This window comes from Streptomyces sp. NBC_01116, from assembly GCF_041435495.1.
Classification (GTDB): Bacteria; Actinomycetota; Actinomycetes; order Streptomycetales; family Streptomycetaceae; genus Streptomyces.
The window spans coordinates 2,276,809-2,303,132 of the sequence record NZ_CP108644.1; the positions used below are offsets into that span (position 1 = coordinate 2,276,809).

General features: G+C 73.1%; 21 protein-coding genes. 8 read left to right on the plus strand and 13 right to left on the minus strand.

Going from position 1 to position 26,324, the window contains the following annotated elements:
- Window positions 1-202: 202 nt before the first annotated feature.
- A complete protein-coding gene (gene yaaA, locus OG245_RS09895) occupies window positions 203-1,003 on the plus strand; it encodes a peroxide stress protein YaaA (RefSeq protein WP_371623153.1) in 801 nt (266 codons plus the stop codon).
- A 74-nt stretch (window positions 1,004-1,077) separates the two neighbouring features.
- The gene (eda, locus tag OG245_RS09900) at window positions 1,078-1,728 is read left to right on the plus strand and encodes a bifunctional 4-hydroxy-2-oxoglutarate aldolase/2-dehydro-3-deoxy-phosphogluconate aldolase (protein ID WP_371623154.1); all 651 of its coding nucleotides are present in this window, start codon (window positions 1,078-1,080) and stop codon (window positions 1,726-1,728) included.
- Window positions 1,729-1,774: 46 nt separating this feature from the next.
- On the opposite strand, the gene OG245_RS09905 is transcribed toward eda, so the two are convergent.
- From OG245_RS09905 to OG245_RS09925, 5 genes are all read right to left on the minus strand, one after another.
- The gene (locus tag OG245_RS09905) at window positions 1,775-2,560 is read right to left on the minus strand and encodes a sulfite exporter TauE/SafE family protein (RefSeq protein WP_371623155.1); all 786 of its coding nucleotides are present in this window, start codon (window positions 2,558-2,560) and stop codon (window positions 1,775-1,777) included.
- A 13-nt stretch (window positions 2,561-2,573) separates the two neighbouring features.
- On the minus strand, window positions 2,574-3,947 hold the full coding sequence (locus tag OG245_RS09910) for a bifunctional RNase H/acid phosphatase (protein ID WP_371623156.1): 1,374 nt from the start codon (window positions 3,945-3,947) through the stop codon (window positions 2,574-2,576).
- Entirely contained in the window at window positions 3,947-4,690 is a 744-nt protein-coding gene (locus OG245_RS09915) for a zinc ribbon domain-containing protein (RefSeq protein WP_179889976.1), read from the minus strand. Before OG245_RS09915 ends, OG245_RS09910 begins: the two co-directional genes overlap by 1 nt.
- Window positions 4,687-5,523: a Nif3-like dinuclear metal center hexameric protein gene (locus OG245_RS09920; RefSeq protein WP_371623157.1), complete on the minus strand. Its 837-nt coding sequence runs from the start codon at window positions 5,521-5,523 to the stop codon at window positions 4,687-4,689. The genes OG245_RS09915 and OG245_RS09920 overlap by 4 nt, the downstream gene beginning before the upstream one ends.
- Before the next feature lie 139 nt (window positions 5,524-5,662).
- Window positions 5,663-6,703 carry an ABC transporter substrate-binding protein gene (locus tag OG245_RS09925; protein WP_371623158.1) on the minus strand — a complete coding sequence of 347 codons (1,041 nt, stop codon included), beginning with the start codon at window positions 6,701-6,703 and terminating at the stop codon, window positions 5,663-5,665.
- A gap of 211 nt (window positions 6,704-6,914) precedes the next feature.
- On the opposite strand from OG245_RS09925, the gene OG245_RS09930 reads away from it, so the two are divergent.
- The gene (locus tag OG245_RS09930; protein ID WP_371623159.1) at window positions 6,915-8,318 is read left to right on the plus strand and encodes a hypothetical protein; all 1,404 of its coding nucleotides are present in this window, start codon (window positions 6,915-6,917) and stop codon (window positions 8,316-8,318) included.
- 423 nt (window positions 8,319-8,741) lie between these two features.
- On the opposite strand, the gene OG245_RS09935 is transcribed toward OG245_RS09930, so the two are convergent.
- The 4 genes from OG245_RS09935 to OG245_RS09950 all read right to left on the minus strand — a co-directional run bounded on the left by OG245_RS09935 (window position 8,742) and on the right by OG245_RS09950 (window position 13,548).
- Entirely contained in the window at window positions 8,742-9,689 is a 948-nt protein-coding gene (locus tag OG245_RS09935; protein WP_371623160.1) for a 3-oxoacyl-ACP reductase, read from the minus strand.
- 52 nt (window positions 9,690-9,741) lie between these two features.
- Window positions 9,742-10,818 (minus strand): Zn-dependent alcohol dehydrogenase, encoded by a 1,077-nt coding sequence (locus OG245_RS09940; RefSeq protein ID WP_371623161.1) that lies wholly within the window; start codon window positions 10,816-10,818, stop codon window positions 9,742-9,744.
- Window positions 10,819-10,916: 98 nt separating this feature from the next.
- A complete protein-coding gene (locus OG245_RS09945) occupies window positions 10,917-11,771 on the minus strand; it encodes a MaoC/PaaZ C-terminal domain-containing protein (protein ID WP_371623162.1) in 855 nt (284 codons plus the stop codon).
- A 301-nt stretch (window positions 11,772-12,072) separates the two neighbouring features.
- Window positions 12,073-13,548: an MFS transporter gene (locus tag OG245_RS09950; RefSeq protein WP_371623163.1), complete on the minus strand. Its 1,476-nt coding sequence runs from the start codon at window positions 13,546-13,548 to the stop codon at window positions 12,073-12,075.
- A 129-nt stretch (window positions 13,549-13,677) separates the two neighbouring features.
- Here OG245_RS09950 and OG245_RS09955 point away from each other — a divergent pair, with 129 nt between their 5' ends.
- On the plus strand, window positions 13,678-15,459 hold the full coding sequence (locus OG245_RS09955) for a BCCT family transporter (RefSeq protein WP_371623164.1): 1,782 nt from the start codon (window positions 13,678-13,680) through the stop codon (window positions 15,457-15,459).
- A 75-nt stretch (window positions 15,460-15,534) separates the two neighbouring features.
- On the opposite strand, the gene OG245_RS09960 is transcribed toward OG245_RS09955, so the two are convergent.
- Window positions 15,535-16,728, minus strand: a complete 1,194-nt coding sequence (locus tag OG245_RS09960) for a lipid-transfer protein (RefSeq protein ID WP_371623165.1) — start codon at window positions 16,726-16,728, stop codon at window positions 15,535-15,537.
- 28 nt (window positions 16,729-16,756) lie between these two features.
- The gene (locus OG245_RS09965) at window positions 16,757-19,069 is read right to left on the minus strand and encodes an acyl-CoA dehydrogenase (protein ID WP_371623166.1); all 2,313 of its coding nucleotides are present in this window, start codon (window positions 19,067-19,069) and stop codon (window positions 16,757-16,759) included.
- A 176-nt stretch (window positions 19,070-19,245) separates the two neighbouring features.
- Here OG245_RS09965 and OG245_RS09970 point away from each other — a divergent pair, with 176 nt between their 5' ends.
- Complete coding sequence (locus tag OG245_RS09970) at window positions 19,246-20,832, plus strand: MFS transporter (RefSeq protein WP_371623167.1); 1,587 nt, start codon at window positions 19,246-19,248, stop codon at window positions 20,830-20,832.
- Here the strand turns inward: OG245_RS09970 and pepE are convergent.
- Together pepE and OG245_RS09980 are read right to left on the minus strand one after the other, a co-directional pair.
- A complete protein-coding gene (pepE, locus tag OG245_RS09975) occupies window positions 20,757-21,485 on the minus strand; it encodes a dipeptidase PepE (protein WP_371623168.1) in 729 nt (242 codons plus the stop codon). The two genes, OG245_RS09970 and pepE, sit on opposite strands and share 76 nt — an antisense overlap.
- A 143-nt stretch (window positions 21,486-21,628) precedes the next feature.
- Window positions 21,629-22,456, minus strand: coding sequence for an IclR family transcriptional regulator (locus tag OG245_RS09980; RefSeq protein ID WP_371627852.1), 828 nt, complete (start codon window positions 22,454-22,456; stop codon window positions 21,629-21,631).
- Window positions 22,457-22,604: 148 nt separating this feature from the next.
- Here OG245_RS09980 and OG245_RS09985 point away from each other — a divergent pair, with 148 nt between their 5' ends.
- Genes OG245_RS09985 through OG245_RS09995 form a run of 3 tightly spaced genes read left to right on the plus strand, consistent with a single transcriptional unit; the run spans window position 22,605 to window position 26,256 of the window.
- Window positions 22,605-23,558: a DUF1177 domain-containing protein gene (locus OG245_RS09985; protein WP_371623169.1), complete on the plus strand. Its 954-nt coding sequence runs from the start codon at window positions 22,605-22,607 to the stop codon at window positions 23,556-23,558.
- Window positions 23,558-24,952, plus strand: a complete 1,395-nt coding sequence (locus tag OG245_RS09990) for a cytosine permease (RefSeq protein WP_371623170.1) — start codon at window positions 23,558-23,560, stop codon at window positions 24,950-24,952. Before OG245_RS09985 ends, OG245_RS09990 begins: the two co-directional genes overlap by 1 nt.
- Window positions 24,949-26,256, plus strand: a complete 1,308-nt coding sequence (locus tag OG245_RS09995; RefSeq protein ID WP_371623171.1) for a M20/M25/M40 family metallo-hydrolase — start codon at window positions 24,949-24,951, stop codon at window positions 26,254-26,256. The genes OG245_RS09990 and OG245_RS09995 overlap by 4 nt, the downstream gene beginning before the upstream one ends.
- The last annotated feature ends 68 nt before the right edge of the window (window positions 26,257-26,324 follow it).

Here is a 26,324-nt window from a genome sequence, read left to right on the forward strand (position 1 = left end):
CGAGCGTAGGCCGGGCGGTGGCGGGCGGCATCCGGGGCGCACGCGGGCCCGCGCGCACGGGGGCGCGGGCCGTCACCGTACGAGGGGCGCGGCCGTCACCGTACGGGGACCGCCTCCCTGTCCCCGTACCCTTGCCGGGGACCCGGAGAGCCCGCACGCCGACCGGTCCGCGCTTGCGCCGTACGTACGAAGGAGAACCGCCGTGCTCGTGCTGTTGCCGCCCTCCGAAGGAAAGGCCGCCTCGGGGCGCGGGGCTTCGCTGAAGCCGGAGTCGCTGTCGCTGCCGGGGCTCGCTCCGGCCCGAGCGGCGGTACTGGACGAGCTGGTCGAGCTGTGCCAGGCGGACGAGGAGAAGGCCCGTGAGGTGCTGGGCCTGAGCGTGGGGCTCGCGGGCGAGGTAGGCAAGAACGCGGAGCTGCGCACCGCCGGGACCCGTCCGGCCGGGGAGCTGTACACCGGCGTGCTGTACGACGCCCTCGATCTGGCCTCGCTGGAGGCGGATGCCCGGCGGCGGGCGGCGAAGTCGCTGCTGGTCTTCTCCGGGCTGTGGGGCGCGGTCCGGATCGGCGACCGGATTCCGCCGTACCGCTGCTCGATGGGCGTGAAGCTGCCCGGCCTCGGCGCGCTCGGCGCGCACTGGCGTGCCCCGATGGAGACCGTGCTGCCCGAGGCCGCCGGGGACGGGCTCGTCCTGGATCTGCGGTCCTCCGCCTACACGGCGGCCTGGAAGCCGAAGGGCGAGGTGGCCTCGCGCACGGCGAGCGTGCGGGTGCTGCACGCGCAGATCGTGGACGGGGTGGAGAAGCGGTCCGTGGTCAGCCACTTCAACAAGGCGACCAAGGGCCGGCTGGTGCGCGACCTGCTGGTGGCGGGCGCGCGGCCGAAGGGCCCGGCGCGGTTGGTGGAGGTGTTGCGGGACCTCGGGTACGTGGTGGAGGCCGAGGCCCCCGCGCGGGCCGGGCGGCCGTGGTCCTTGGACGTGGTGGTGACGGACATCCACTGACCGACTCCGCGACACCGTTGCATTCTCCGCAACGCTCGTTGCAGATATTGCCTTGCTCGCGGCAGGATGACCCCATGACCTCCTCTGCCGCGCCCGCCACCCCTTCCGACGCCTCCGTGCTGGACCTCGCGCCCGTCGTCCCCGTCGTCGTCCTGCACGACGCGGCCGACGCGGTGCCGTTGGCGCGGGCGCTGGTGGCGGGCGGGCTCCCGGCGATCGAGGTGACCCTGCGGACGCCCGCCGCACTGGAGTCGATCCGGGCCATCGCCGCAGAGGTCCCGGGCGCGGTGGTCGGCGCGGGCACCGTGATCTCGCCCGAGCACGTGCGGGACACCGTCGACGCCGGGGCCCGGTTCCTGGTCAGCCCGGGGTGGACCGACGCGCTGCTGGAGGCGATGAAGGCGTCCGGGGTGCCGTTCCTGCCCGGCGTCTCGACCACCTCCGAGGTGGTGGCCCTGCTGGAGCGCGGGGTGCGGGAGATGAAGTTCTTCCCGGCCGAGGCGGCGGGCGGCACGGCCTATCTCAAGGCCCTGTCGGCACCGCTCCCCCAGGCCCGGTTCTGCCCGACCGGCGGCATCTCGCTCGCCTCCGCGCCGTCGTACCTCGCGCTGCCCAACGTGGGCTGCGTGGGCGGCAGTTGGATGGTCCCGGGCGACGCGGTCGCGGCGAAGGACTGGGATCGGGTGGCCCGCCTGGCAGCGGAGGCCGCGGCGCTCGTCCGTTAGACCCTGTCGTCGAACCACCGTCTGCCGGGCCGCGCGGGCGACGCCCTCAGCGCAGCAGCTGAACGGCGTACAGCCCGCCGACGCCGAGGGCCAACACCCCCAGCAGGAGTCGCAGCGCCGTCTCCGGCAGGCGCGGCTGGAGGCGGGCGCCGAGGTAGCCCCCGCACAGTCCGCCGAGCCCGCAGGCCAGGCCGAGGGACCAGTACGGCGCGATGTCGCCGGTGGCGGTCAGGGACAGCAGCGCGTACGTTCCCGCGCCCACGGCCGAGGTCACGAAGGTGGCGGCGAGCGCGGCCGGGGCGACCTTCGCCACCGGCATGCCGCGCCCCACCAGGATCGGGCCGAGGAGCGATCCGCCGCCGATCCCGTAGATCCCTCCGGCCACGCCGACCGCCATGGCCAGCCGGGTGACGGCGCGGTCCGAGGGCTCCCGGCCGGGGGCCGGGTCGGAGGCGCGCCGCAGGGTCCGCAGGCAGAGCCAGCCGCCCAGCGGCAGCAGCAGGACGGCGATCAGCAGCCGGAACACCGTCGGGCCGGGCACCGCGAACACCCGGATCACCGCGCCGACCACGACGCCGGGAACGGTGCCGAGGACGAGCAGCCGGGTCAACGGCCCCCGCAGGGTCCCGGCCCTGTGGTGCCGCAGCAGGGCACCGGGGCCCGCCACCACGTTGTACAGCAGGTTGGTGGGGGTGACCGCCGGGCTGGGCACCCCGAGCACGCTGATCTGGACCGGCAGCAGGAACACCGCGCCGGAGACGCCCACCGGCGCGGTGGCCACGGAGATCAGCAGCCCGGCCGCGAACCCGAGCAGACCTGTCGGCCAGTCCATGTGCGGCCCGCTGTCAGCGCAGGTGGGAGGTGTCGTTGAGCAGGCGCACGGAGGCGTTGCCGTCCGCGTAGTAGGCAATCGTGGAGATCGAGGCGGCCGACAGCTCCATCCTGAACAGCGACTCGGGCGGAGCTCCCAGGGCGAGCCGGACGAGCGTCTTGATCGGGGTCACGTGGGTGACGAGCAGGACCGTGCGGCCCGCGTACCGGGCGACGATCCGGTCCCGGGCGGCCGCGACCCGCTCGGCGACCTCCGCGAAGCTCTCGCCGCCGCCGGTCGGGGCGGTGTCCGGGGAGGCCAGCCAGGCGGTGAGGTCCTCCCCGTACCGCTCGCGCGTCTCCCCGAAGGTCAGGCCCTCCCAGGCGCCGAAGTCCGTCTCGCGCAGGCCCTCGTCGATCCGGACGTCGAGGCCGAGGCGTCCGGCGACGGCCGCGGCGGTCTCGCGGCAGCGGCGCAGCGGGGAGCTGACGATCTCCTGGACGGTGCCCAGGGCCGCGAAGTGCTCGGCGGCCCGCTCGGCCTGGCCCCGGCCGGTGGCGGAGAGTTCGGGGTCGGTGCCGCCGCTGCCGGAGAACCGCTTCTCGGGCGTGAGGGCGGTCTCGCCGTGCCGGAGCAGGACGAGCGTGGCGGGCGCGCCGAGGTCGGGGGCCGAACCCCAGCCGACCTGCGGGGCCCCGGACGGCTGCTGCGGGGATCCGGCCGCCGGCTGCCCGGGGGCCGGTGCGGAGACCGGCGCGGCGGGGACCGTGGTGTCCGGCACCCCGGGCTCGGGCACCGGGAAGAGGGTGTCCGCCGCGGGGGCGGCCTCTCCGCGTGCGGCCGCGAGAGCCGCGCGGGCCCTGGCCGCGCCCGCGGCCTGGTCGCCGGGCGGGCCCTGGGCGGGCGGCGGGGTGCTCACGGTGCCGCGCGCCGGGGCGTCCAGGGCGGCGGTCGAGGCGGACGCCTCCCACTGCCTGCCGTCGCGGCCCGCGTCCATCGCCTCGTTGGCGAGCCGGTCCGCGTGCTTGTTCTGCGCGCGCGGGATCCACTCGTACGTCACCGAGGACGGCGGCAGGACCGCGGCGGCGCGGGCCGCCAGCGGCTTCATGTCGGGGTGCTTGATCTTCCAGCGCCCCGACATCTGCTCGACGACCAGCTTGGAGTCCATCCGGACGTGGACCCGCAGCGCGTCGCCCGCGTCCGGGAACAGTGCCTTCGCGGCCGTCAGACCGGCGATCAGCCCCCGGTACTCGGCGACGTTGTTCGTCGCGACCCCGATGTACTCGGCGGCCTCGGCGAGAGGTTCGCCGGTGGCCGGGTCGATGACGACCGCACCGTAGCCGGCGGGCCCCGGATTGCCCCGGGAGCCGCCGTCCGCCTCGACCACCACCTGACGCGCGGCGCTCATTACAGGCCCGACTCCGAGGTGCGGACCAGGATGCGGTGGCAGTTCTCGCAGCGCAGGACGGTGTCGGGGGACGCGGCGCGCACGTCGCCCACCTCGGCCATGTTCAGCTCCAGCCGGCAGCCCTCGCAGCGGCGCTGGTAGAGCCGGGCGGCGCCTACCCCGCCCTGCTGGGCGCGGAGCTTGTCGTACAGCTTCAGCAGGTCGGCGGGGATGACCTCGGCGACGACCTGGCGGTCCTTCGTCACCGTGGCGGCCTCGGCGTCCAGCTCGGCGGTCGCGGCGTCGCGGCGGGCGGTGGCGTCGTCGACCTTGGCCTGGACGGCGGCGACCCGCTCGGTCAGCTCGGCTACCCGCTCCTGGGCGCCCTCACGGCGCTCCATGATCTCCAGGACGACGTCCTCCAGGTCTCCCTGGCGCTTGGCGAGCGAGACGATCTCGCGCTGGAGGCTCTCCAGGTCCTTCGGCGAGGAGACGGCGCCGGAGTCCAGGCGCTGCTGGTCGCGGACGGCGCGCTGGCGCACCTGGTCGACGTCCTGCTCGGCCTTGGTCTGCTCGCGGGTGGTGTCGCTCTCCTCGGTGGTGGAGGCGACCAGCAGGTCACGCAGCTGGGCGAGGTCGCTGCTGAGCTGCTCGATCTCGGCGTGCTCCGGCAGCGAGGTGCGCTTGTGGGAGAGCTGGGCGAGACGGAGGTCGAGGGCCTGGACGTCGAGAAGTCGGATCTGGTCGGCGGGCGCGGCGTTCAGTTGGGGGCTCCAGAGGAATGGTGGGTGGTCCAGGGATCGGTGACCTGCTTCGAGACATGGACCCGCAGGTCCCATCCGTGGCGGTCGGAAAGCGCGTCGAGCTGGGCGGCCGCCTGCTCGCACCAGGGCCACTCGGTGGCCCAGTGCGCGGCGTCGACGAGGCCGAGCGGCGAGTGCTGCACGGCCTCGGACGCCGGGTGGTGGCGCAGGTCGGCGGTGAGGAAGGCGTCGACGCCCGCGGCGCGCACGGCGTCGAAGAGGCTGTCGCCGGAGCCGCCGCTGACGGCGACGGTGCGCACGAGCGACTCCGGGTCGCCGGCCAGCCGGATGCCCTGCGCGGTGGCGGGGAGCCGGGCGGCGGCCCGGGCGGCGAAGGCGGCCAGGGTCTCGGGGTGGTCCAGCTCGCAGATCCGGCCGAGTCCGCGCCGGCCCTCCGGGTCGGTGGGGTCCGGGACGAGGGGCCCGGTGATCCGCAGGTCGAGGGCGCCGGCCAGGGCGTCGGAGACGCCGGGGTCCGCGGTGTCGGCGTTGGTGTGCGCGACGTGGAGCGCGATGCCGTGCTTGATGAGGGTGTGGACGACCCGGCCCTTGAAGGTGTCGGCGGCGACCGTCGTCGTGCCGCGCAGATAGAGCGGGTGGTGGGTGACGATCAGCTGGGCGCCGAGCTCCAGGGCCTCGTCGGCGATCTCGCGGACCGGGTCGACGGCGAACAGCACCCGGTCGATCTCCGCCTCCGGATCACCGCAGACCGTCCCGACCGCGTCCCATCCCTCGGCCCGCTCGGGGGGCCAGAGGGCGTCGAGGGCGGCGATGACTTCAGACAGACGGGGCACGGGGGAAAGGCTACCTGTCCGGGGTGGTCCGTCGCCCCTGGCCGCCGGACCTGTACGCCAGGACCGGCGGCCGGACACGAATCGTTACTTCACGGGCCGGCGCGGAGGAGATCACTCCACCGGGCCGGCGCCGGGCCGGCTACTTCACCAGGTCCGCGCGGAGGTCGTCGAGGACCAGGCCGGCCGAGGTGACGCCGAGGCCCAGGTACCAGGTCTCGTCGGAGACGTCCTTGGCCCGGCCCTCCTCGACCGCCTTCAGGTTCTTCCACAGCGGGTTGGAGCGGGCGCTGTCGCGCTGGGTCGCCTTCGGGTCGCCGTAGACGCCGGTGAAGATCCAGTCGGCGTCCGCCTCGTCGATCCTCTCCGGGCTGATCTCGGCGGCGAGGTCGTCGATCTGCTGGTTCTTCGGACGGGGCAGTCCGACGTCTTCGAGGATCGTGCCGATGAACGAGGCCCTGGCGTAGAGGCGGAGGCGGTCGGGCATGTAGCGGACCATCGAGACGGTCGGCTTGTCCGGGCCGATGTCCTCGCCGAGCTTCTTCGCCTTGTCCTCGTACGCGGCGAGCGCCGACCCGGCCTGCTCCGTGCGGTCCAGCGCCTGGGCGTTGAGGAGGTAGTTCTCCTTCCAGGTGAAGCCCGGACGGATGGAGAACACGGTGGGGGCGATCTTGGACAGCTCGTCGTACTTGTCCGCGGCGCGGAGCTGGCTGCCGAGGATCAGGTCCGGCTGGAGGCCCGCGATGGCTTCGAGGTTGAGGCTGTTGATCGTGCCGACGCTCTTCGGCGCGCCCGCGCCCTTCTCCAGGTAGGAGGGGATGGCCGCGTCGCCCTCGCTGGGCGCGTAGCCGACCGGCTTCAGGCCCAGCGAGACGACGTTGTCGAACTCGCCGACGTCCAGCACGACCACACGCTTGGGCGCGGCCCCGATCTCGGTCTTTCCCATGGCGTGGGTGACCGTACGCGGGAACTCGCCGGCCTCGGCGTCGGTGCCGTACGCCGCCGTCTTCTTCGCCGCGTCCGCGAAGTCCTTGCCACCCGTGGCGGCGGCGGCCTTCTTGCCGCCGCCGTCGGACTTCGCCGCGTCGCCGTCCCCGCCGTCACCGCTCCCGCAGGCCGAAAGGGAGAGGGCGGCCGCCACGGCCAGGGCGACTGCGGCGGTACCGCGGGGTCGAAGGGACATCACTTGCTCCAGATGGTCCGCGTACGTGCGTGGGGCACGGGCCCTCGGTAAGGGTCGCCTCACCCTAGACACGGCCGTCCTCAGCAGCACACGCACCCCCTCCCGCTCAGGAGAATCCGGGCATCACCACCCTTATGTGTGAAGTCAGGTGGCTCGTGTTGTTCGGCTGGAAGTGCGAAAACTAACTTTCGTAGCCGGAGGTGACGAGTCCATGACTGCCTGTGCCATCGAGGGCGGATCCGCCGGGGCCGCCGCGACGGCGGACCCCGGAGCGGAACCCGAAGCGGAATCCAGAACGGAACCCGACCCGAGAGAGTCCGGAGCGGAATCCGGCCTGGAGAAATACGGAGCGGAACCGGGACCGAAGGGGTCCGGCGACCCGGTGGGATCCGCCGGTGCGGACGCTCCCGGCCCGCCCGGATCCGCTGCGCGCCAGGACGGCTCCCAGGCGTCGTCCGCCGCGGGCGGCCCCGCGTCACCGGCCGCTGACGCGCCGCTTCCCGGCGGCTTCACGCTCACCGCGGACGGGGCCTACGCCGCGCGGCTCACCGCGGCTCCCGGCCCGCCGGGCACGCGCGCCTGGTACCCGGAGCGGTGGACGCTGGACGGGCCCGAGCCGTACGCGGTGCCCCTCCCCCTCGATCAGCCCGAGGAGCCGGACTCCGAGGTGGCGCCGCTCGCCGACGGGCGGGTGCTGATCCGGCGGCGGGTCGCGGAGCGGCAGATGTTCTCGCTGCTCTATCCGACGGGGCCCGCGACCGGCGAACTCCTGCTGGGCGCGGTCGAAAGCGCGGAGATGACCCTGCTGCCGCCGTCGCCGGACGGCCGGTGCGTCTACGCCCTGTCGGCGGGCGAACACCACACGTCGCTCTGGCTGGTGGCGGGCGGGGCGTTCGGGCCCGAGGAGGTCGCGCGGATTCCCGGGCGCTGTTCGGGCGGGGCCTGGCTGGACCGGGCGGGCCGGATACTGGCGCTGGACCGGCGGGCGCCGGACGGTGGACCGGTCAAGGCGGTCGCCGTCGACCTGGGGCGCGGGGGCGAGGTGACGCCGCTGCTCCAGATCGCGCCGGGCAGCGACGACCGGCTGCTGCTCGCGGACGCCGACAGCGGGCTGCTGCTGATCCGCTCGGACGCCCCGGGCCGGGACCGGCTCGGCTGGGGCGTGCTGGGGAGCTGTCTGCCGGTCAGGTTCCCGGAGTGCCTGCGCCTCGCGGACGCGGCGGTGACGCCGTTCGCGGTGCAGCCGGGCCAGATGCTGATGCCGGAGAGCTGCGCGGTGGCGCTGCGGATCGACGGGGCCGCGGGCAGCTGGCTGGGGGTCTGGCGTCCGGCGGGACGCCGGCTGCACCAGTTCGCGGCCCCGCTGGGCTGGGCGCCTGGGGCCGGGTACTGGGGCCGGGACGGGCTGCTGCGTCTCCCGTACACGAACAGGGCGACGTCCTGCGGCGTGGCGATGCTGGACGCACCGCAGGACGTGGAACCCTCTTCCGAGACCGGCCGTCCGGGTGACACGGAGGGCGGAACGCGACCTTCCGCCGCCGTCTCCGCTCCTGCTGTGTGTAAGCCTGTTCCGTTGGGGCAGGCACCCCTGCACCGAGTCGCCCGATCTGATTAAGATCGGGATCCTGGGCTACGCGGCCGTATCGGGCGGGTACCGACGGTGACCACGTCGGATGGCGGCGGGGCTACGACACAGGTAGGCGCGACAACACGTAAGCGATTTCAACGGGGTGACTTCCCACATGTCCGAAGCACGGATCGACACGAACGAGCAGCGCCCGGCGGGGGCGGACGAGGGCGCCGGAACGGCGGTTCCGGAAAGCACCGAGGGGGTGCGTCGGCGGAGAACACGTCGGCGCAGCCGCACGGTCGCCACCGTCGGCCCGCCGACGAGGAGTCCAGGGCGGCCTGAGAGCCGCCCGGCAGGCGCACGTCAGCACGACAGGAGGGCCCGGTCCGGCGAACAGCCGGCCGGGCCCTCCCGCGCGCCGCCCTCACCCGCTACCGCCGGCTACCCCCGCTACCCCTGCTACCGCCGCTACCGCCGCTTCAGGCCGAGGACCTCGGCGGCGGCGAACGTCTCGTTCGGTGGCCGTTCCGCGTAGTACGGGGTGAGCAGCCCGTCCAGCTCCGCGAAGGTGAAGGTCTCCTTCACCGCGTCGAACTGGGCCGCCACCCGCGGCCGTTCGACGACGGCGACCATCCCTCCGTGGACGACGAGCAGTTGCCCGTTGACCCCGGCCGCCGCCGGTGAGGCGAGATAGCCGACGAGCGGGGACACGTGCTCGGGCGCCAGCGGGTCGAGGGTGCCGTCCGCCGGTTCCTGGAAGCCCGCGAACACGTCCTCGGTCATCCGGGTCCGGGCGCGCGGGCAGATGGCGTTGGCGGTGACGCCGTACTTGGCGAGGGCGAGCGCGGTGGAGGTGGTGAGGCCGACGATGCCGCCCTTGGCCGCCGCGTAGTTGGGCTGGCCCGCCGAGCCCGCGAGGAACGCCTCCGACGAGGTGTTGACGATCCGCCCGTAGACCGGCCCGCCGGTCTCCTTGGAGCGGGCGCGCCAGTGGGCGGCGGCGAAGTGCGTGGTGTTGAAGTGGCCCTTGAGGTGGACGCGGACCACCGAGTCCCATTCCTCCTCGGTCATCGAGAAGATCATCCGGTCGCGCAGGATGCCCGCGTTGTTGACCAGGATGTCGAGCCTGCCGTAGGTGGTGGTGGCCAGGTCGACGAGTGCGCGGGCCTGTTCGTGGTCGGAGACGTCGCCGAGGTGGGCGACGGCCCGTCCGCCCGCCGCGCGGATCTCGGCGGCGACCTCCTCGGCGGGGGCGGCGGACGCCTCGCCGGAGCCGTCGCGGCCGGGCTGCCCGTAGTCGTTGACGACGACCGCCGCGCCGAGGCGGGCCAGTTCGAGGGCTTCGGCCCGGCCGAGGCCGCGGCCCGCGCCGGTGACGATCGCGGACAGTCCGTCCAGCGGAAGGGGGAGTGACATCGGATTCCTCAACGTCGGTGTTCGGGGTCCTGGTTCACAGCTCGACGCGGGTTCACAGCTCGATGCAGGTACGCAGCGACTCGCCCGTGCGCATCTGGTCCAGGGCGTCGTTGATCCCGTCCAGCCGGACCCGGTGGGTGATCATCGACTCCAGGTCGATGCGGCCCGCCCGCCAGAGCGCGATGGCCCGTTCGTAGGAGCGCAGGACGTCCCCGCCGCCGTACATGGAGGGCAGGATGCGCTTCTCGTCGAAGAACAGCTCGAACATGTTGACCTGGAAGTTGTCGTCCATGGCTCCGGCCCCGACGACGCACAGGGTGCCGCCGCGGCGGGTGTTCTCGTAGGCGGTGCGGGCGGTGGCGGACTTGCCGACGACCTCGAAGACGTAGTCGAAGCCCTCGCCGCCGGTGATCCGCTGCTTGGCGTCGGCCAGCCCGTCGGGGGCGACGGCCTCCGTCGCGCCGAAGCGCAGGGCGGCCTCGCGGCGGGAGGCGACCGGGTCGACGGCGATGATCTGCGCAGCACCCTGGACCCGCGCGCCCTGGATCGTGGAGATGCCGACGCCGCCGCAGCCGATCACCGCGACCGACGAACCGGCCTCCACCTTGGCCGTGTTGATGGCCGCGCCGAGTCCGGTGGTGACCCCGCAGCCGATCAGGGCGGCGATCTCGAACGGTACGTCGTCGGGGATCGGCACCGCGCAGCCCGCGCCGACGACGACCTCCTCGGTGAAGGTTCCGGTGCCCGCGAAGCCGAAGACGTCGCCGCCGGGGCGCTTGAAGTTCGGCGTGCCCGCGTTCATGAAACCGGCGAGGCACAGCTGGGTCTGACCGCGTTTGCAGGAAGGGCAGTCCCCGCAGGCGGGCAGCCAGCAGACGAGGACCCGGTCGCCGGCGCTCAGCCCGGTCACCCCGTCCCCGACGTCGACGACCTCGCCCGCGCCCTCGTGGCCGGGGATGAAGGGGGCGGGCTGCGGGAGGACGCCGCTCATCGCGGAGACGTCCGAGTGGCAGAGGCCGGTGGCGCGGATGCGGAGCTTGACCTTTCCCGGGCCGAAGCCCACCGCCTCGACGTCGTCGAGGACTTCGAGCTTCTCCTGGCCGATCTCGTGCAGTACGGCTGCGCGCATGGGTGCGGCTCCCCTCACATCGTCATCTACATCAGGGTTCTGCTGAGCTCAGGCGTGTCCGACGACAGGCGCCTGCTCGACGACAGGCGTGTCCGGCGTCAGGCGTGCTCGACGACCGTGTCGGCGAGGACCGGCGCGTCGTCCCGCTCGGCGGCGGCGACCGTCACCTGGACGCGGCCGTCCCCGGTCCACATCCGGACGCGGAGGGTCTCGCCGGGGAAGACCACGCCGGCGAAACGGGTGCGGTAGGCGGTGATCCGGGAGACGTCGCCGTCCAGCAGGGTGTCGGTGACCGCCTTCAGCGTCATGCCGTACGTGCACAGCCCGTGCAGGATCGGCCGGTCGAAACCGGCCAGCTTCGCGAAGGCCGGGTCGGCGTGGAGCGGATTCCAGTCCCCCGAGAGGCGGTAGAGCAGCGCCTGGTCCTCGCGGACGGCCCGCTCGACCGTGCGGTCGGGGGCCCGCTCGGGCGGGGCGAGCCGGTCGGAGGGGCCGCGTTCGCCGCCGAAGCCGCCCTCCCCCCGTACGAAGATCTGGGCGTCGTTGGTCCACAGCGGGCCGTCGCCGTCGCTCGCTTCGGTACGCAGCACGATGACGGCGGCCTTGCCCTTGTCGTACACCGCCGCGACCTTCGAGATCTGCACGGCGCTGCCGGTCACCGGGATCGGGCGGTGGACGGTGACGGACTGCCCGCCGTGCAGGACCGCGGCGAGGTCCACGTCGATCCCCTGCGCCCCCATGCCGCCGAAGGCGGCGGTGCCCGCGCCCGCGACGGTGGCGAAGCTCGGCAGGACCTGGAGCCGGGACTCCAGGGTGTAGCGCAGCTCGTCGGGGTCGGTGGCGGGGCTGCCCGCGCCGAGACCCAGGTGGTAGAGCTGGACGTCCTTGTGGTCCCAGCCGATCTCGGCTCGGCGGGGTTCGGCGGCGAGTGCCGCCCGGGCATCAATGGGCATGACGGAGCAGCTCCTTGATGGTCCTAGGTGGTGCCTGATGGTCCGTGCGGTCCCTGGTGGTCCTTGTGGCCCCTGGTCGTCCCTGGTGGTCCTGGTGGTCCCTGATGGCGGGAAGACCTCGGCACGGCCGTCCGCACCGCCGGCCGCACCGAGGTCGTGCGGTGACCGGCAGGACCCGCCCTTCTAGAACGCGTTCTAGCCGATGGCCCATGTATAACGCAGGCCGCGGAAGTTGGGAAGACTGCTGACGTGTCGTCAGATCATCGCAGTGGGCGCAGGACCGATGACGTGGCGCCCGGCGTCATCCCGCGGTCGGGGCCTCGACCGGGAGGTCCGCCGGAGGGCGGGGCCTGCGGTGGTTCGGCAGCCAGATCAGCATCACGACCACCCCGGCCAGCAGGACCCCGGTCGCCGTGCGGAAGGCCAGCGCGTATCCGGCGGTGACCTCGGCCGCGTCGCCGGAACCCGCGGTGCGCGCGGCGGCGACCGTGGAGAGCACTGAGAGGCCCAGCGCGCCGCCCATGGTGCGGGAGGTGTTGATCAGGCCGGAGACGAGCCCGGCGTCGCCCGGGTCAGCGCCGGAGGTGGCGAGCGTGGCGAGCGGCGTGGAGGCGAGACCGGCCCCGGCCATCATCAGGACGCCGGGCAGGCAGATGGCGGTGAGGTAGGAGCCCTCCACGCCCATCGTGGACTGCCAGCCGAAGCCCGCGGCCGTGATCAGGACCCCGGCGACGGCGAGGCTCTTCGCCCCGGTGCGCACCATGAGGCGGGGGGCGAGCTTGGAGCCGATGATCACGGCGACCGAGGTCGGCATCATCGCGAGGCCGGCCCGCAACGGCGTGTAGCCCAGGACGTTCTGGGCGTACACGGTCATGAAGTACCACATGGAGAAGGTGGCCGACCCCATGAGCAGCATCGACACGTTGGCCGAGGACACGGCCCGTACGGAGAACACGCGCAGCGGGATCAGCGGGACGGCGGTCCGCGCCTCGACCAGCACGAAGGCGGCCAGCAGCACGACTCCGGAGAGCAGCGGCACGAGGGTGGCGGCGGCCGCCCAGCCCTCGACCTCGGTCTGGACGATGCCGTACGCGACGGCGGCGAGGCCCGCGGTGACGAGGACCGCGCCCAGGAAGTCGATGCGGCGGCGGTCGCCCGCGCGGCCCTCGGTGATCCGCAGGGCGGCGGCGACCAGGACGACCGCGCCGATGGGCACGTTGATCAGGAGGACCCAGCGCCAGGAGAGGGCGTCGGTGAGGAACCCGCCGATGAGCCCGCCGGCCGCGCCGCCGCCCGCGCCGACCGCCATCCAGGTGCCGATGGCCTTCGTCCGGGCCGGCCCCTCGGGCACGGCCGCGGTGAGGATGGTGAGGGTGGCGGGAGCCAGCACGGCGGCCCCGAGGCCCTGTGCGGCGCGGGCGGCGAGGAGCTGCCAGCCCTCCTGGGCGAGGCCGCCCGCGAGGGAGGCGGCGGTGAAGACGCCGAGCCCGACGAGGAACATCAGCTTGCGCCCGTAGATGTCGGCGGCCCGCCCGCCCAGCAGCATGAACCCGGCGAACGCGATCGAGTAGGCGTTGACGACCCACTGGAGGCCCCCCGCGCTCAGCCCCAGGTCGGCCCGCATCGAGGGCAGGGCCACGTTGACGACGGAGACGTCGAGGACGACGAGGAACTGGCCGGTGCAGGCGGCGAGCACGACCGCCCAGGTGCTGGGCCGTATTCGGGAGGCGGTCGGCGGGGCGGAGACGGGCGCGGAGACGTCAGGCATGGAGGTCATGGTCCCAGGCGGTGAACGGGCCGTACATCAGATATCGGGAGCCACTCCCCCGACGCCGGCCGCCGGACACCGGCCGTCGGCGCGGCACATCCCCCATATCACCCCATACGCCCCGCATAGTGGTGCGCTATGAGTACGGAGAACCCTCACCTGCCCCCCGGCCGGTCTTCCTCCGGCCCCGCGGATCCCGGTGCGGCTCCCGGGACGGACTCCTCACCGGACCGGGTCGTGGTGACGATCGGGGCGCTGGGCGTCATCGGGGTCGTCCTGTGGGCGGCCCTCGGCAAGGACACCTTCGAGAGCACCTCGGACGCGGCCCTGCCCTGGGTGCTCGACAACTTCGCGTGGCTCTTCGTCATCGCCGCCGACGTCTTCCTGGTGCTGTGCCTCGTGATCGCCTTCAGCCGCTACGGCCGGATCCGGCTCAGCAGGGACGACTCCCCGCCGGAGTTCTCGGACTTCTCGTGGATCGCGATGATGTTCAGCGCGGGCATGGGCATCGGGCTGATCTTCTACGGCGTCGGGGAGCCCGTCGCGCACTACCTGAGCCCGCCGCCCTCCAGCGGGGCCGAGCCGCAGACGGCGGGCGCCGCGAGCGCCGCCATGGAGTACTCCTTCTTCCACTGGACCCTGACTCCGTGGGCGATCTACGGCATCGTGGGCCTGGCACTGGGCTACGCGAGCTTCCGCAAGGGGCGGGGCAACCGGTTGAGCGCCGTGTTCGTCCCCCTCATCGGCGAACGCAGGGCGGACGGCGTCTTCGGCAAGGTGCTGGACCTGCTCGCCGTCTTCGCCACGGTCTTCGGCACCGCGACGAGCCTGGGGCTCGGCGCTCTCCAGATCGCCATCGGGCTGGATCTGACGGCGGGCCTCGACCAGAGCACCGGCGTCGAGCTGGTGGTCATCGCCGTGCTCAGCGCGGCCTTCGTGGTCTCCGCCTTCACCGGCCTGCACGGCGGGGTGAAGTGGCTCAGCTCGATCAACCTCGTCGTGGCCGCGGCCCTCATGGTCTTCGTCTTCGTCGCGGGTCCGACCGTCTACCTCCTGGACGTGCTGCCGTCCTCGGTCGGAGGCTATCTGGACCAGCTCCTGCCCATGGCCTCGCGCACCGGCGCCTTCGGCGACCAGAGCTGGCTGGGCGCCTGGACGATCTTCTACTGGGCCTGGTGGCTGTCCTGGGCGCCCTTCGTCGGCACCTTCATCGCGCGGATCTCCAAGGGCCGCACGATCCGCGAGTTCCTGCTCGCCGTGCTGCTCGTGCCGAGCGGGGCGACCGCCCTGTGGTTCGTGGTGCTCGGCGGGACCGGCATCCGCCTCGCGGAGACGGGCGTCGTCGACATGGCCGAGAAGTCGGAGGAGGGGACGGAGGCGACGCTGTTCGCGATGCTCGACGCCCTGCCGGTCAGCACGGTGACCGCCTGGGTCGCGATGATCCTGATCATGATGTACTTCGTCACCAGCGCGGACTCCGCCTCCCTGGTCATGGGTTCGCTGACCAGCAGGGGCGCCCTGCACCCGAGGCGCTGGCTGGTCGTCACCTGGGGCCTCCTCATGGCGGCGGTCGCGGCGGCGCTGCTGGTGGCCGGCGGCCTGGAGTCCCTGCAGAGCGCGACGATCCTGGTGGCCCTGCCCTTCGTCGTGGTGATGCTCTTCCTGTGCTGGTCCCTGCTGCGGGAGCTGCGCAGCGACCCCGGCGCCGGGCCGGGACGCAGCGAGGGCCTGCACGGTGTGCGCGACGCGGTGCGCGTCATGGTCGGCGAGGAGCTGGGCAACCAGCCGGGGGCCCGCCACCGCCATCTGCGTCGCGCGGCCACGGCCCGTACGACGAACGCCGAGGACGACCGGGACGACCGGGACGACCGGGGCAGGCAGGGCCGCGAGGAGGACGGGCCCTCCGGGCGGGAGAGCTGACGATCGGTGCGGGGCCCGGGGGAAGTGGCCCCGGGAAGTGGCCCCGGGAAGTGGCCCCGGGCACGGGGCCCGGCCTCAGCCGCGCCGCAGCAGGGTGACCACCGCCGCCCCGCCGAGGCCGATGTTGTGGGCGAGGGCGGTCCGTGCGCCGGGGACCTGGCGGGCGCCGGCCTCGCCGCGCAGCTGCCAGGTCAGCTCGGCGGCCTGGGCGATGCCGGTGGCGCCCAGTGGGTGCCCCTTGGAGATGAGCCCGCCGGACGGGTTCACGACCCACCGCCCGCCGTAGGTGGTCGCCCCGGACTCGACGAGCTTGCCCGACTCCCCCTCGCCGCACAGGCCCAGCGCCTCGTAGGTGAGGAGTTCGTTGACGGAGAAGCAGTCGTGCAGCTCGATGACGTCGAGATCGTCCGGGCCGAGGCCGGAGGCGGTGTAGACCTGCTGGGCGGCGGCCCTGGACATCGGGGCCCCGACCGCGTCGATGCAGCTGCCGGAGGCGAAGGAGGCCCCGGTGTCGGTGGTCATGGCCTGGGCGGCGATCTCCACCGCCCGCTCCCCCAGACCGTGCCGCTCGACGAACCGCTCGGAGACGACGACGGCCGCCGCCGCCCCGTCGGAGGTGGGCGAGCACTGGAGTTTGGTGAGGGGGCGGTGGACGGTGCGGGCGGCGAGGACCTCCTCGACCGTGTACGGGTCCTGGAACTGGGCGTACGGGTTGTTCACGGAGTGCCGGTGGTTCTTGGCCCCGACCGCCGCGAGCTGCGCGGGCGTCGTCCCGTACCGCTCCATGTGCTCACGGGCCGCGTTGCCGAAGATCTGGGCGGTGGGCGGGGACATCTCGAAGCCGTGGGCGGCGGCCATGATCCCGTAGTGCCGGGCGACGGGCGAGGCCGCGAAGTCGCCGCCGGCGTCCGCTCCGCCGCCCAGCGAGCCGCGGGCCATCTTCTCGAAGCCGACGGCGAGGACGCAGTCGCTGCCGCCGCCCTCGACGAACTGCCGGGCCAGCATCAGGGCGGTGGAGCCGGTGGCGCAGTTGTTGTTGACGTTGTAGACGGGGACGCCGGTCAGGCCCAGTTCGTAGACGGCCCGCTGCCCGGCGGTGGAGGCCTGGAAGCAGTAGCCGACGGGGACCTGTTCGACCTGGTCGTAGCGGACGCCCGCGTCGTCCAGGGCGGCGGTGCCCGCCTCGCGGACCATGTCCCAGTACTGCCAGTCACGGGTCTCGGGCTTCTCGAACGTGGTCATGCCGACGCCGACGATGTAGGCCTTCATGGTCAGACTCCTCTTGTTGTCCGTGCGGTCAGTCCCGGGGGAGGCCGAGGATGCGTTCGGCGACGACGTTGAGCTGGATCTGGGTGGTGCCGCCCGCGATGGTCAGGCAGCGGGACATCAGGAAGCCGTGGAGGGCCCGCTCCCCCGCCGCCGGTTCGTCCACCGCGCCGTCCGGGCCGAGGAGTTCGAGGGTGAGTTCGGCGACCTTCTGCTGGTGGAGGGTCTGGACGAGCTTGCGGACCGAGGCCCCGGCGCCCGGTTCGCGGCCGGAGACCTGCTGGAGGGTGGTGCGCAGGTGGACGCAGGCCAGCGCGTGCGCCTCGGCGGCCAGCGCGCCGATCCGGGTGCGGGTCGCCCCGTCCAGCCCGGCCGAGCGGGCGATCAGGGCTTCGAGCCCGCTGTCGAAGGTCATCTGGTCGGCCATGTGGACGCGTTCGTTGCCCAGGGTGTTGCGGGCGACCCGCCAGCCGCCGCCGACCTCGCCGACGACGGCGTCGGCGGGCAGCAGGACGTCGTCGAAGTACACCTCGTTGAAGAGGGCCTCGCCGGTGATCTCCTTGAGCGGGCGGATGTCGATGCCCTCGGCGTTCCTCATGTCGACCAGGAAGTAGGTGAGCCCGCGGTGCTTGGGGGCGTCCGGGTCGGTGCGGGCCAGCAGGATGCCGTGGTCGGCGGTGCGGGCTGCGCTCGTCCAGACCTTCTGCCCGGTGATCCGCCACCCCTCGTCGGTCCGTACCGCCCGGGTGCGCAGCGCGGCGAGGTCGGAACCGGCCTCGGGCTCCGAGAAGAGCTGGCACCACTGGAGGTCGCCGCGCAGGGTGGCCGGCAGATAGCGCTCCCGCTGCTCCTCGGTTCCGTACGCGATGAGGGACGGCACCACCCAGGTGGCGATGGACAGATCGCTGAGGCGGATGCCCTGTTCCCTCGACTCCTGCTGGATCGCCAGTTGCCGTACGGGCCCCGCGTCCAGTCCGTACGGGGCGGGGAGGTGCGGGGCGGCGTAGCCGGTGGCGGCGAGGGCGCGGCGGGCCTCGGCCGGCGCCAGGCCCCGGGCGGCAATGAGGTGGGGGCGGGCGTCGGCGCGGTGGCCGGCGGCCTCGGCGGGCAGTTCCAGGGCGAGTTCGCGGCGGGCTCCGGCCTCGGCGAGGCGGACGGCGCGCAGCCGGTGCGCGTCGGCGGCGCCGAGGAGCTGGCGGGCGAGGACGGCCCGGCGCAGCTGGAGGTGGGCGTCGTGCTCCCAGGTGAAGCCGATGCCGCCGAGGATCTGGATGGCGTCCTTGGCGCAGGTGTACGCGGCCTCGGGCGCGGTGGCGGCGGCGAGCGCCGCGGTGAGCCCGAGCGCCCCGGGCCCCGCCCCGCCGCTCTCCTCGGCGGCGTGGGCGCCCTCCTCGGCGGCGCGGGCGGATTCGTCGGCGGCGCGGGCGGACTCGTCGGCGGCGCGGGCCGCGTCCCAGGTGAGGGCGCGGGCCTGTTCGAGGCGGACGAGCATGTCGGCGCAGAGGTGCTTGACGGCCTGGAACGCGCCGATGGGCCGCCCGAACTGCTCGCGTAAGGAGGCGTGTTCGACGGCGGTGTCCAGGCTCCGGGCGGCGCTCCCGCAGGCGTCGGCGGCGAGGAGGACGGCGGCCAGGTCGCGGACGAGCGCGGAGTCCAGGGGCAGCACCCGCTGTGCCGGTACGGGGACGGCGTCGGCGCGCACCTCGGCGGTGGGCCGGGTCGGGTCGACGCTGCGGTGCGGGCGCACGGCGATCCCCTCGGCCCCGGCGTCCACGAGGAACCAGCGCTCGCCGTCGGGCGTGGCGGCGGGCAGCAGGAGCAGGTCGGCCGCCTGGGCGGTCAGGACGGGCGGGGCGGTGCCGTCGAGCCGGTGGCCGCCCTCGGCCGGGGTGGCGGTGAGGGTGCCGGGCGCGAGGGCGACGGCGGCGGTGCGGTCTCCCGCGGCGAGCTCCCGGAGCGGGCCGACCGACGCCCCGGCCCCGGCGGCCACCGCGTGGCGCAGCACCGCGGAGGTGAGCGCGGTCGCGAGGTAGGGGCCGGGCAGCGAGGCGTACGCGGCCTCCTCCAGGACGACGGCGAGGTCGAGGAGCCCCCCGCCGCCGCCTCCGTACGCCTCGGGCAGATGGATGCCGGTGAGCCCCTGCGCGGCGAGCCCCTCCCAGTGGGCCGGGCGCGCGCCGGGGGCGGCGGGGCTCCCCGCGTCGAGGATCCTGCGCACCTCGCCGGGTGGTGCGGCGCGGCCCAGCCAGCCCCGCACGGAGTGCGCCAGGGCGCGGTGCTCCTCGGTGATCCCGATGCCGGTACCGGTGCGGGTGCCTGTGCCTGTGCCTGTGCCGATGCCCATGCGGGTCCTCGCCGGTCGGGGCCACTGGAACGGCGCAAGAGTAGAACACGTTTCAATCTGATGGAAGGTCAGGAGACCGTCGGATCCGGGCCGGAATAGGACGCCGCCGGGAAGTGTTCACCATGCACACACTTGGGGGGAGCCCGGGTGATCGACGCTGCCCGGAGGCCCCACGTATGCGACGGACGAAACAGATACGGCGCACCGGGGAACCGTCCGGGCCGCGCCGGGCACGCTCCGGACCCATCGTGCCCGTCCTCGCCTTCGCCGGCATCACCGTCGCGGTCATGCAGACCCTGCTCGTCCCGGTCATCAAGGACCTGCCGGTCCTGCTGGACACCACCCCGGCCGACGCCACCTGGGTGATGACCGCCACCCTGCTCGCGGGCGCCGTGTCGACGCCGATCATGGGGCGGCTCGGCGACCTGTACGGCAAGCGCAGGATGCTGCTCGCCTCCCTCGCCGTCATGGTGGTCGGCTCGCTGATCTGCGCCTCCACCGACGAGCTGGTCGTGATGATCACCGGCCGCGCGCTCCAGGGCTTCGCCATGGGTGCCATCCCGCTCGGCATCGGCATCATGCGCGACGAGCTGCCCCGCGAGAGGCTCGGCTCGGCGATGGCCCTGATGAGCTCGTCGATCGGGGTGGGCGGAGGGCTCGCGCTGCCCGCCGCCGCACTGGTCGCCCAGCACGCCGACTGGCACGCGCTGTTCCTCGGCTCGGCCGGGCTCGGGCTGCTCGCGATGGCGCTCACGTACGCGCTCGTCCCCGAGCCGCCGCTGCGCGCGCCCGGCACCTTCGACGCGGTCGGCGCCCTCGGGCTCTCGCTCGGCCTGGTCCTTCTCCTGCTGCCGGTCACCAAGGGCAGCGACTGGGGCTGGACCTCGGCCCCGACCCTCGGGCTGCTCGCCGCGTCCGTCGCCACACTGGTGCTGTGGGGCCTGTTCGAACTGCGCACCCCGGCGCCGCTCGTCGATCTGCGCACCACCGCCCGCCGCGAGGTGCTCCTCACCAACCTCGCCTCGATCATGGTCGGCGTCGCCTTCTACGCGGTCTCCCTGGTCCTGCCGCAACTGCTCCAGCTGCCCACGTCCACCGGCTACGGCCTCGGCCAGTCGATGGTGGTCGCCGGGCTCTGCGTGGCCCCGCTCGGCGTGACGATGATGTTCGTCGCCCCGCTGTACGCCCGGATCTCGGCCCGCCGCGGCCCCAAGGCCACGCTGATGCTCGGCCTGCTGGTCATCGCGATCGGTTACGGGGCCGGGCTCGGGCTGCTCGGCGCAGCCTGGCAGACCGTGCTGATCGCGGTGGTCCTCGGCGCCGGGATCGGCCTCGCCTACTCCTCGCTGCCCGCCCTGATCATCGGGGCCGTCGACCCGTCGGAGACCGGTGCGGCCAACGGCCTCAACACCCTGATGCGGTCCATCGGCACCTCGGTGTCGAGCGCCGTCATCGGCATGGTGCTGGCCAACACCTCCGTGACGACGGGCTCGGTCCAGGTGCCGTCCATGGAGGGCTTCCGGATCTCGTTCCTGATCGCCATGGGGGCGGTGCTGATCGGTCTGGCGCTGGCGGCGTTCCTGCCCTCGCAACGGCCCGCCGCGCACCCGGTGCTCCTGGCGAGCAGCGCGGGCGACGCGCGGGCCGCGCAGACCGCGCGAGCCGCCCGCGCCGGGGCCGAGCGCGGTCAGCGCACCGGAGTGTCGAACAGCGGCACCGTCGTGAGCAGCCGGGACACCTCGGACCCCGGCAGGAGCTCCTGAGGCTCGGCCGCACGGGTGAACAGCCGGGCGGGGCGGGCGCCCTGGACGTGGGCCCGCTCCCCGTCGACACGGAGCCAGGAGCCCTCGCGCAGCCCGAGCACGGGCACGTCGTTCTCCTCCAGGAACTCGGTGAGCCGCTCCTCGCGGGTCTCGCCCTTGTGGGTGCTGTCCGGGTCCGGGTCCAGATAGTGCGGGTTGATCTGGAACGGGACCAGGCCCAGCGTCTCGAAGGACGGCGGCTGCACGATGGGCATGTCGTTGGAGGTGCGCAGGGTCGGGGCGGCCATGTTGGTGCCGGCGCTCGCGCCCATGTAGGGCAGCCCGCCCCGCGCCGCGTCGCGCACGGCCTCGCGCAGGCCGGTGCGGTAGAGGGCGGCGAGCAGCCGGAAGGAGTTGCCGCCGCCGATGAACACGGCGTCGGACGCGGCGAGCTCGGCGACCGGGTCGGTGTTCTCATGGACGCCGCGCACGGTGATGCCGGACGGTTCCAGGGCCTCGCGGACCCGGGCGGTGTACGCGTCGTGATCGGCGAGCGCGTACGGGACGAAGGCGAGCCGCGCGTTCGCGGGGAGGAACGCGGTGACGGTGTCCAGGGCGTGTTCCAGGTAACCGCAGCCGTACTGGGTGGAGTTGGAGAGCAGAAGCAGATTCACGGGGTTCCTCGGTCACATCGGGCGGATCGGGTACGTCGGGTACGTCGGGCGGATCGGGCCGGCCGGGCGGATCGGGCGGATCGCGTCGGCCGGGCGGATCGCGTCGGCCGGGCGGATCGCGTCGGCCGGGCGGATCGGGTCGGTCAGGTGGTGCGGGGCCGCCGGGCCCGGGGCTTCGGCCGTTGCGGCGGGTGGGTGAGGCGCTGCTCCAGGAGCTGGGCCGCGTGGCGCAGCGCGTCGAGCCGGTCCTCGGGCGCTCCCTGGAACCGGCTCTCTCCGCCACCGAGACTGAGGCTTCCGTACGGCTCGCGCCCCAGGAACACCGGTACGGCGACGGTGGCGATCCCGGTGTCGTACTCACCGACCGTCCAGGCGTAGCCCTGGGCCCTGATCTGGATGAACTCCCGCTCCAGCAGGTCCGGTTCGGTGACGGTGCGGTCCGTGAAGCGGGCCATGGGGCGGCCCCGGAAGAGCCGGTGGCGCTGCTCGTCGGGCAGATAGGCGTAGTACGACTTGCTGGTCGCGCCCGCGTGCGCCGGGTAGAGCTCGCCGACCAGCGGGTAGTAGCGCAGCGGCCCGGTCTCACCCTCCTCGGCGGCCACGCACCGCATGTGGAAGCTGTCCGGAAGGCAGAACAGGACGGTGTCGCCGGTGGTCCGGCGCAGCTCCTCCAGGACCGGACCGGCCAGCAGCTCCAGCGAGCCCGAGCGCTCCCAGAGCCGGCCGAGCCGCAGGACGGCGGGGCCGATGCGGTAGCGGCGGGTGGCCGGGTCGGAGACCAGGAAGCCCCGGCCGGCCAGGGTGGCGAGCAGCCGCTGGGCGACGGAGGTGTCCCAGCCGAACTCCTCGGCGACCTCGGTGACGCCCCAGTCGGGCCGGGTGCGCTCGAAGGCGAGCAGCACCAGGAGCGCCCGGTCGACGGTTTGCAGCGCCCCGGCGGGCGTACGCCGGTCCAGTTCGGCTTCGGCCATCGTCATCTCACCATTCAGACCAGAATTGCAAATAACGGGAAACAGTTGCGCCCAACGCTATCCGATCCCGAATGTTGCCTCAGCACCCCGCCCCGCGCTCTCCCCCGACGAGCGCCGGGCGGGTGTCAGGATCAGGAGAAACGCCCCCATGTTGAAGTACGTACTGGACATCGTCGAGCTGCTGGACGATCCCCAGGTCACTGGCAAGACGGTCGTCGGGTACCTCGACGACGCAGCGGGGGCCGAAGGCTCGTCCGCGCAGGTCACCACCGTCATGGGTGACCAGGGCTCGACGGACTTCGTGCTCGTCCGCATCCCCGGCTCCCGCGGCCGGACGGCGGGCGGCAGCGCCCGCACCCTCGGCGTGGTCGGCCGGCTCGGCGGCATCGGCGCCCGGCCCGAGGTGACCGGTCTGGTCTCCGACGCCGACGGCGCGGCCGCGGCCATCGCCACGGCGGCCAAGCTGCTCGACATGCGCCGTCGCGGCGATGTGCTGCCCGGTGACGTGATCGTCGCCACGCACATCTGCCCGAACGCGCCGACCGAGCCGCACGACCCGGTGCCGTTCATGGGCTCGCCCGTGGACATCGCCACGATGAACCGGCACGAGGTGACCGCCGACATGGAGGCCGTGCTCTCCATCGACACCACCAAGGGCAACCGGATCATCAACCACAAGGGCCTGGCCCTGTCGCCCACCGTCAAGGAGGGCTGGGTGCTCCGGGTCAGCGAGCAGCTCGGCGAGCTGCTGGCCGTGGTGACCGGTGAGCCGTTGGTCACATACCCGGTGACCACCCAGGACATCACGCCGTACGGTAACGGTGCACACCACATCAATTCGATCCTCCAGCCCGCCACCGCGACCGCCGCCCCGGTCGTCGGTCTCGCGGTCACCTCGGCCGCCGCGGTACCGGGCTGCCAGACGGGCGCGAGTCACGAGAGCGACATCGCGTCCGCCGCCCGCTACGCCGTGGAAGTCGCCAAGGGCTTCGGCGCCGGGAACCTGGACTTCCACGACGCCGTGGAGTTCGACAACCTCGTCAACCGCTACGGGTCGCTGGCTCACCTCCAGACCCTCGGCCGCACCACCCAGGAGTCCTGATGGCATCCGCCCCCCAGGCCGGCGCCACGGCCCCCGAAGCCAAGAGCATCGGCAGCGACGACTACTCGCTCTCGCGGGTCCCGCGCGACAAGCGCTTCGGCTTCTGGTCCATGCTCCTGCAGTGGCTGGCCCAGTCCGGCTCGATCTCCCAGTTCACGCTGGGCGCCACCATCGGCGTCGGCATGACCTTCGGGGACGCCTTCCTCGCCTTCACGCTCGGCGCGGTGATCCTGGAGATCGTGATCTTCGCGATCGGCCTGGCCGGTATGCGCGAGGGTCTCGCGACCCCGATGCTCACCCGCTGGACGGGCTTCGGCCGCAACGGTTCGGCCCTGGTCAGCTTCGTCATCGCGGTCAGCCTGGTCGGCTGGTTCGGCGTCCAGAACACGATCTTCGGCAACAGCGTCTCGGCGCTGGTCGGCGGACCGTCCTGGATGTGGTGCGTGATCGCGGGCGTCGCCATCACGGGCCTCGTGATCTTCGGCTTCAAGTACATGGCCCTGTTCGCCAAGATCGTGACGCCGCTGTTCTTCGGCATGGTCGCCTGGTCGATCATCACGACCCTCAACGACCACTCGATCAGTGAGCTGATCAGCTCGCCGCCGCCCGGCGAGGCGATCCCGCTGGCCGTCGCCGCCACCGCCATCGCGGGCGGCTACATGACCGGCGCCATCGTCTCCCCGGAGATGACCCGCTACAACAAGAAGGGCTCGCACGTCTTCGTGCAGAGCGCCTCCTCGATGATCCTCTCCGAGTACATCGTCGGCATGGTCGGTGTGCTCCTCGGCCACCTGGTGAAGTCGAGCGACGTGTCCCACATCGTGCTCTCCACCTCGGGCGCCTTCGGTGTGATGGTGGTCCTGATGTCGACCGCGAAGATCAACGACTGGAACCTGTACGGCTCCTCGCTCGGCGTCGTCAACTTCTTCCAGGTCGTCTTCCGCAAGCGGCTGCACCGCGGCGTGGTCACCGTCGTCCTCGGCATCGCGGGCACGCTCCTGTCCGCGGTCGGCATCATGACCCACTTCACGGAGTTCCTCTCCCTGCTGGGCGTGATGATCCCGCCGATCGGCGGCATCATCGTCGCCGAGTACTGGGTCGTGAAGCGGATGCGCAAGCCGCTGGACGACACCCGTGCGGCGGAGACCCTGCCGTCGACCTCGCCCACCTGGGTGCCGATGTCCCTGGTCATCTGGGTCGTGGCGTTCTGCGTCGGCAAGTTCTACGACGGCGGCATACCGGCCCTCAACTCGCTGGCCACCGCCTTCCTGCTGTACTGCGCCCTCGGCCTGCTGGGCTGGGTCAAGCCGTACGGCACCTCCACCCTGGACGACGAGGACGGCAGCAGCTCCGCCCCCGCCGCCCACGCGACCACCGCGGCAGGAGCAGCATGAATCCCACCCCCGCCTCCGAGCAGGCCCAGACCGAGGTCGTGGACCTCTGCGCCGAACTGATCCGGTTCGACACCTCCAACCCGACCAGCGACGAGCGCGCCGCCGCCGACTGGGTGGTGGACCGCCTCACCGAGGTGGGCATCGCCTCCGAACTGGTCGAGTCCGCCCCGGGCCGGGCCAGCGTCATCGCCAGGATCGCCGGGGACGACCCCGAGCGCGGCGCCCTGCTGGTCCACGGCCACCTGGACGTCGTACCCGCCGACGCCTCCGAGTGGCAGGTCCCGCCGTTCTCGGGCGAGATCCGCGACGGCTACCTCTGGGGCCGGGGCGCGATCGACATGAAGGACACGGTGGCGGTCATGCTCGCCACCGCCCGGCACTTCGCCCGCACCGGCACGAAGCCGGCCCGCGACGTGGTGCTCGCCTTCCTCGCCGACGAGGAGGCGGGCGGCAAGTTCGGCGCCCACTGGCTCGTCGAGCACCGGCCGGACCTCTTCTCGGGGGTCACCGAGGCGATCGGCGAGGGCGGCGGCTTCTCCTTCGCCATCGACGACACGCGCCGGCTGTACCCGATCGAGAACGCCCAGCGCGGCATGGCCTGGATGGAGCTCACCGCGAACGGCCGGGCCGGCCACGGCTCGTCGCCCAACGACGAGAACGCGGTCACCGACCTCGCCGAGTCCCTCACCCGGATCGGCCGCGAGACCTTCCCGGTCCGGCTGATCGAACCGGTCCGCGCCCTGCTGGAGGAGGCCGCCCGGCTCTACGGCGTGGAGTTCGACGAGAACGACATCGAGGCGAGCCTCGCCCGTCTCGGCCCGGTCGCGGACTTCATGCAGGTGGTGCTCCGCAACTCGGCGAACCCCACCATGTTCACCGCCGGCTACCAGACCAACGTCATCCCCGGGAAGGCCACCGCCCGCGTCGACGGCCGGTTCCTCCCCGGTCACGAGCAGGAACTGATCGACACGATCGACCGGCTCCTGCTCCCCTCCGTCAGCCGTGAGTGGGTCAACCACGACATAGCGATGGAGACGACGTTCGACGGCCCGCTGGTCGACGCGATGTGCGACGCCGTCCGCGCCGAGGACCCGGACGGCCACCCCGTCCCGTACTGCAACCCGGGCGGCACCGACGCCAAGGCCTTCACCCACCTGGGCATCCGCTGCTTCGGCTTCAAGAGCCTGAAGCTCCCGCACGACCTGGACTACGGCCGCCTCTTCCACGGCGTGGACGAGCGCGTCCCGCTGGAGGGCCTGCGCTTCGGCGTCCGCGTCATGACCCGACTCTGGCAGAGCTGCTGACCGCACGGTCCATGGTTCTGCCGGGGGCCCGCCCCGACCCGGGCTCACCCCGCGTACGCCCCCGCCGA

Coding starts and splice junctions, on each gene's coding strand:
- eda (WP_371623154.1), top strand. CDS start 1,078: ATGACCTCCTCTGCCGCGCCCGCCACCCCTTCCGACGCCTCCGTGCTG.
- OG245_RS09905 (WP_371623155.1), bottom strand. CDS start 2,560: ATGGACTGGCCGACAGGTCTGCTCGGGTTCGCGGCCGGGCTGCTGATC.
- OG245_RS09910 (WP_371623156.1), bottom strand. CDS start 3,947: ATGAGCGCCGCGCGTCAGGTGGTGGTCGAGGCGGACGGCGGCTCCCGG.
- OG245_RS09925 (WP_371623158.1), bottom strand. CDS start 6,703: ATGTCCCTTCGACCCCGCGGTACCGCCGCAGTCGCCCTGGCCGTGGCG.
- OG245_RS09930 (WP_371623159.1), top strand. CDS start 6,915: ATGACTGCCTGTGCCATCGAGGGCGGATCCGCCGGGGCCGCCGCGACG.
- OG245_RS09935 (WP_371623160.1), bottom strand. CDS start 9,689: ATGTCACTCCCCCTTCCGCTGGACGGACTGTCCGCGATCGTCACCGGC.
- OG245_RS09940 (WP_371623161.1), bottom strand. CDS start 10,818: ATGCGCGCAGCCGTACTGCACGAGATCGGCCAGGAGAAGCTCGAAGTC.
- OG245_RS09945 (WP_371623162.1), bottom strand. CDS start 11,771: ATGCCCATTGATGCCCGGGCGGCACTCGCCGCCGAACCCCGCCGAGCC.
- OG245_RS09950 (WP_371623163.1), bottom strand. CDS start 13,548: ATGACCTCCATGCCTGACGTCTCCGCGCCCGTCTCCGCCCCGCCGACC.
- OG245_RS09955 (WP_371623164.1), top strand. CDS start 13,678: ATGAGTACGGAGAACCCTCACCTGCCCCCCGGCCGGTCTTCCTCCGGC.
- OG245_RS09960 (WP_371623165.1), bottom strand. CDS start 16,728: ATGAAGGCCTACATCGTCGGCGTCGGCATGACCACGTTCGAGAAGCCC.
- OG245_RS09965 (WP_371623166.1), bottom strand. CDS start 19,069: ATGGGCATCGGCACAGGCACAGGCACAGGCACCCGCACCGGTACCGGC.
- OG245_RS09970 (WP_371623167.1), top strand. CDS start 19,246: ATGCGACGGACGAAACAGATACGGCGCACCGGGGAACCGTCCGGGCCG.
- OG245_RS09980 (WP_371627852.1), bottom strand. CDS start 22,456: ATGGCCGAAGCCGAACTGGACCGGCGTACGCCCGCCGGGGCGCTGCAA.
- OG245_RS09985 (WP_371623169.1), top strand. CDS start 22,605: ATGTTGAAGTACGTACTGGACATCGTCGAGCTGCTGGACGATCCCCAG.
- OG245_RS09990 (WP_371623170.1), top strand. CDS start 23,558: ATGGCATCCGCCCCCCAGGCCGGCGCCACGGCCCCCGAAGCCAAGAGC.
- OG245_RS09995 (WP_371623171.1), top strand. CDS start 24,949: ATGAATCCCACCCCCGCCTCCGAGCAGGCCCAGACCGAGGTCGTGGAC.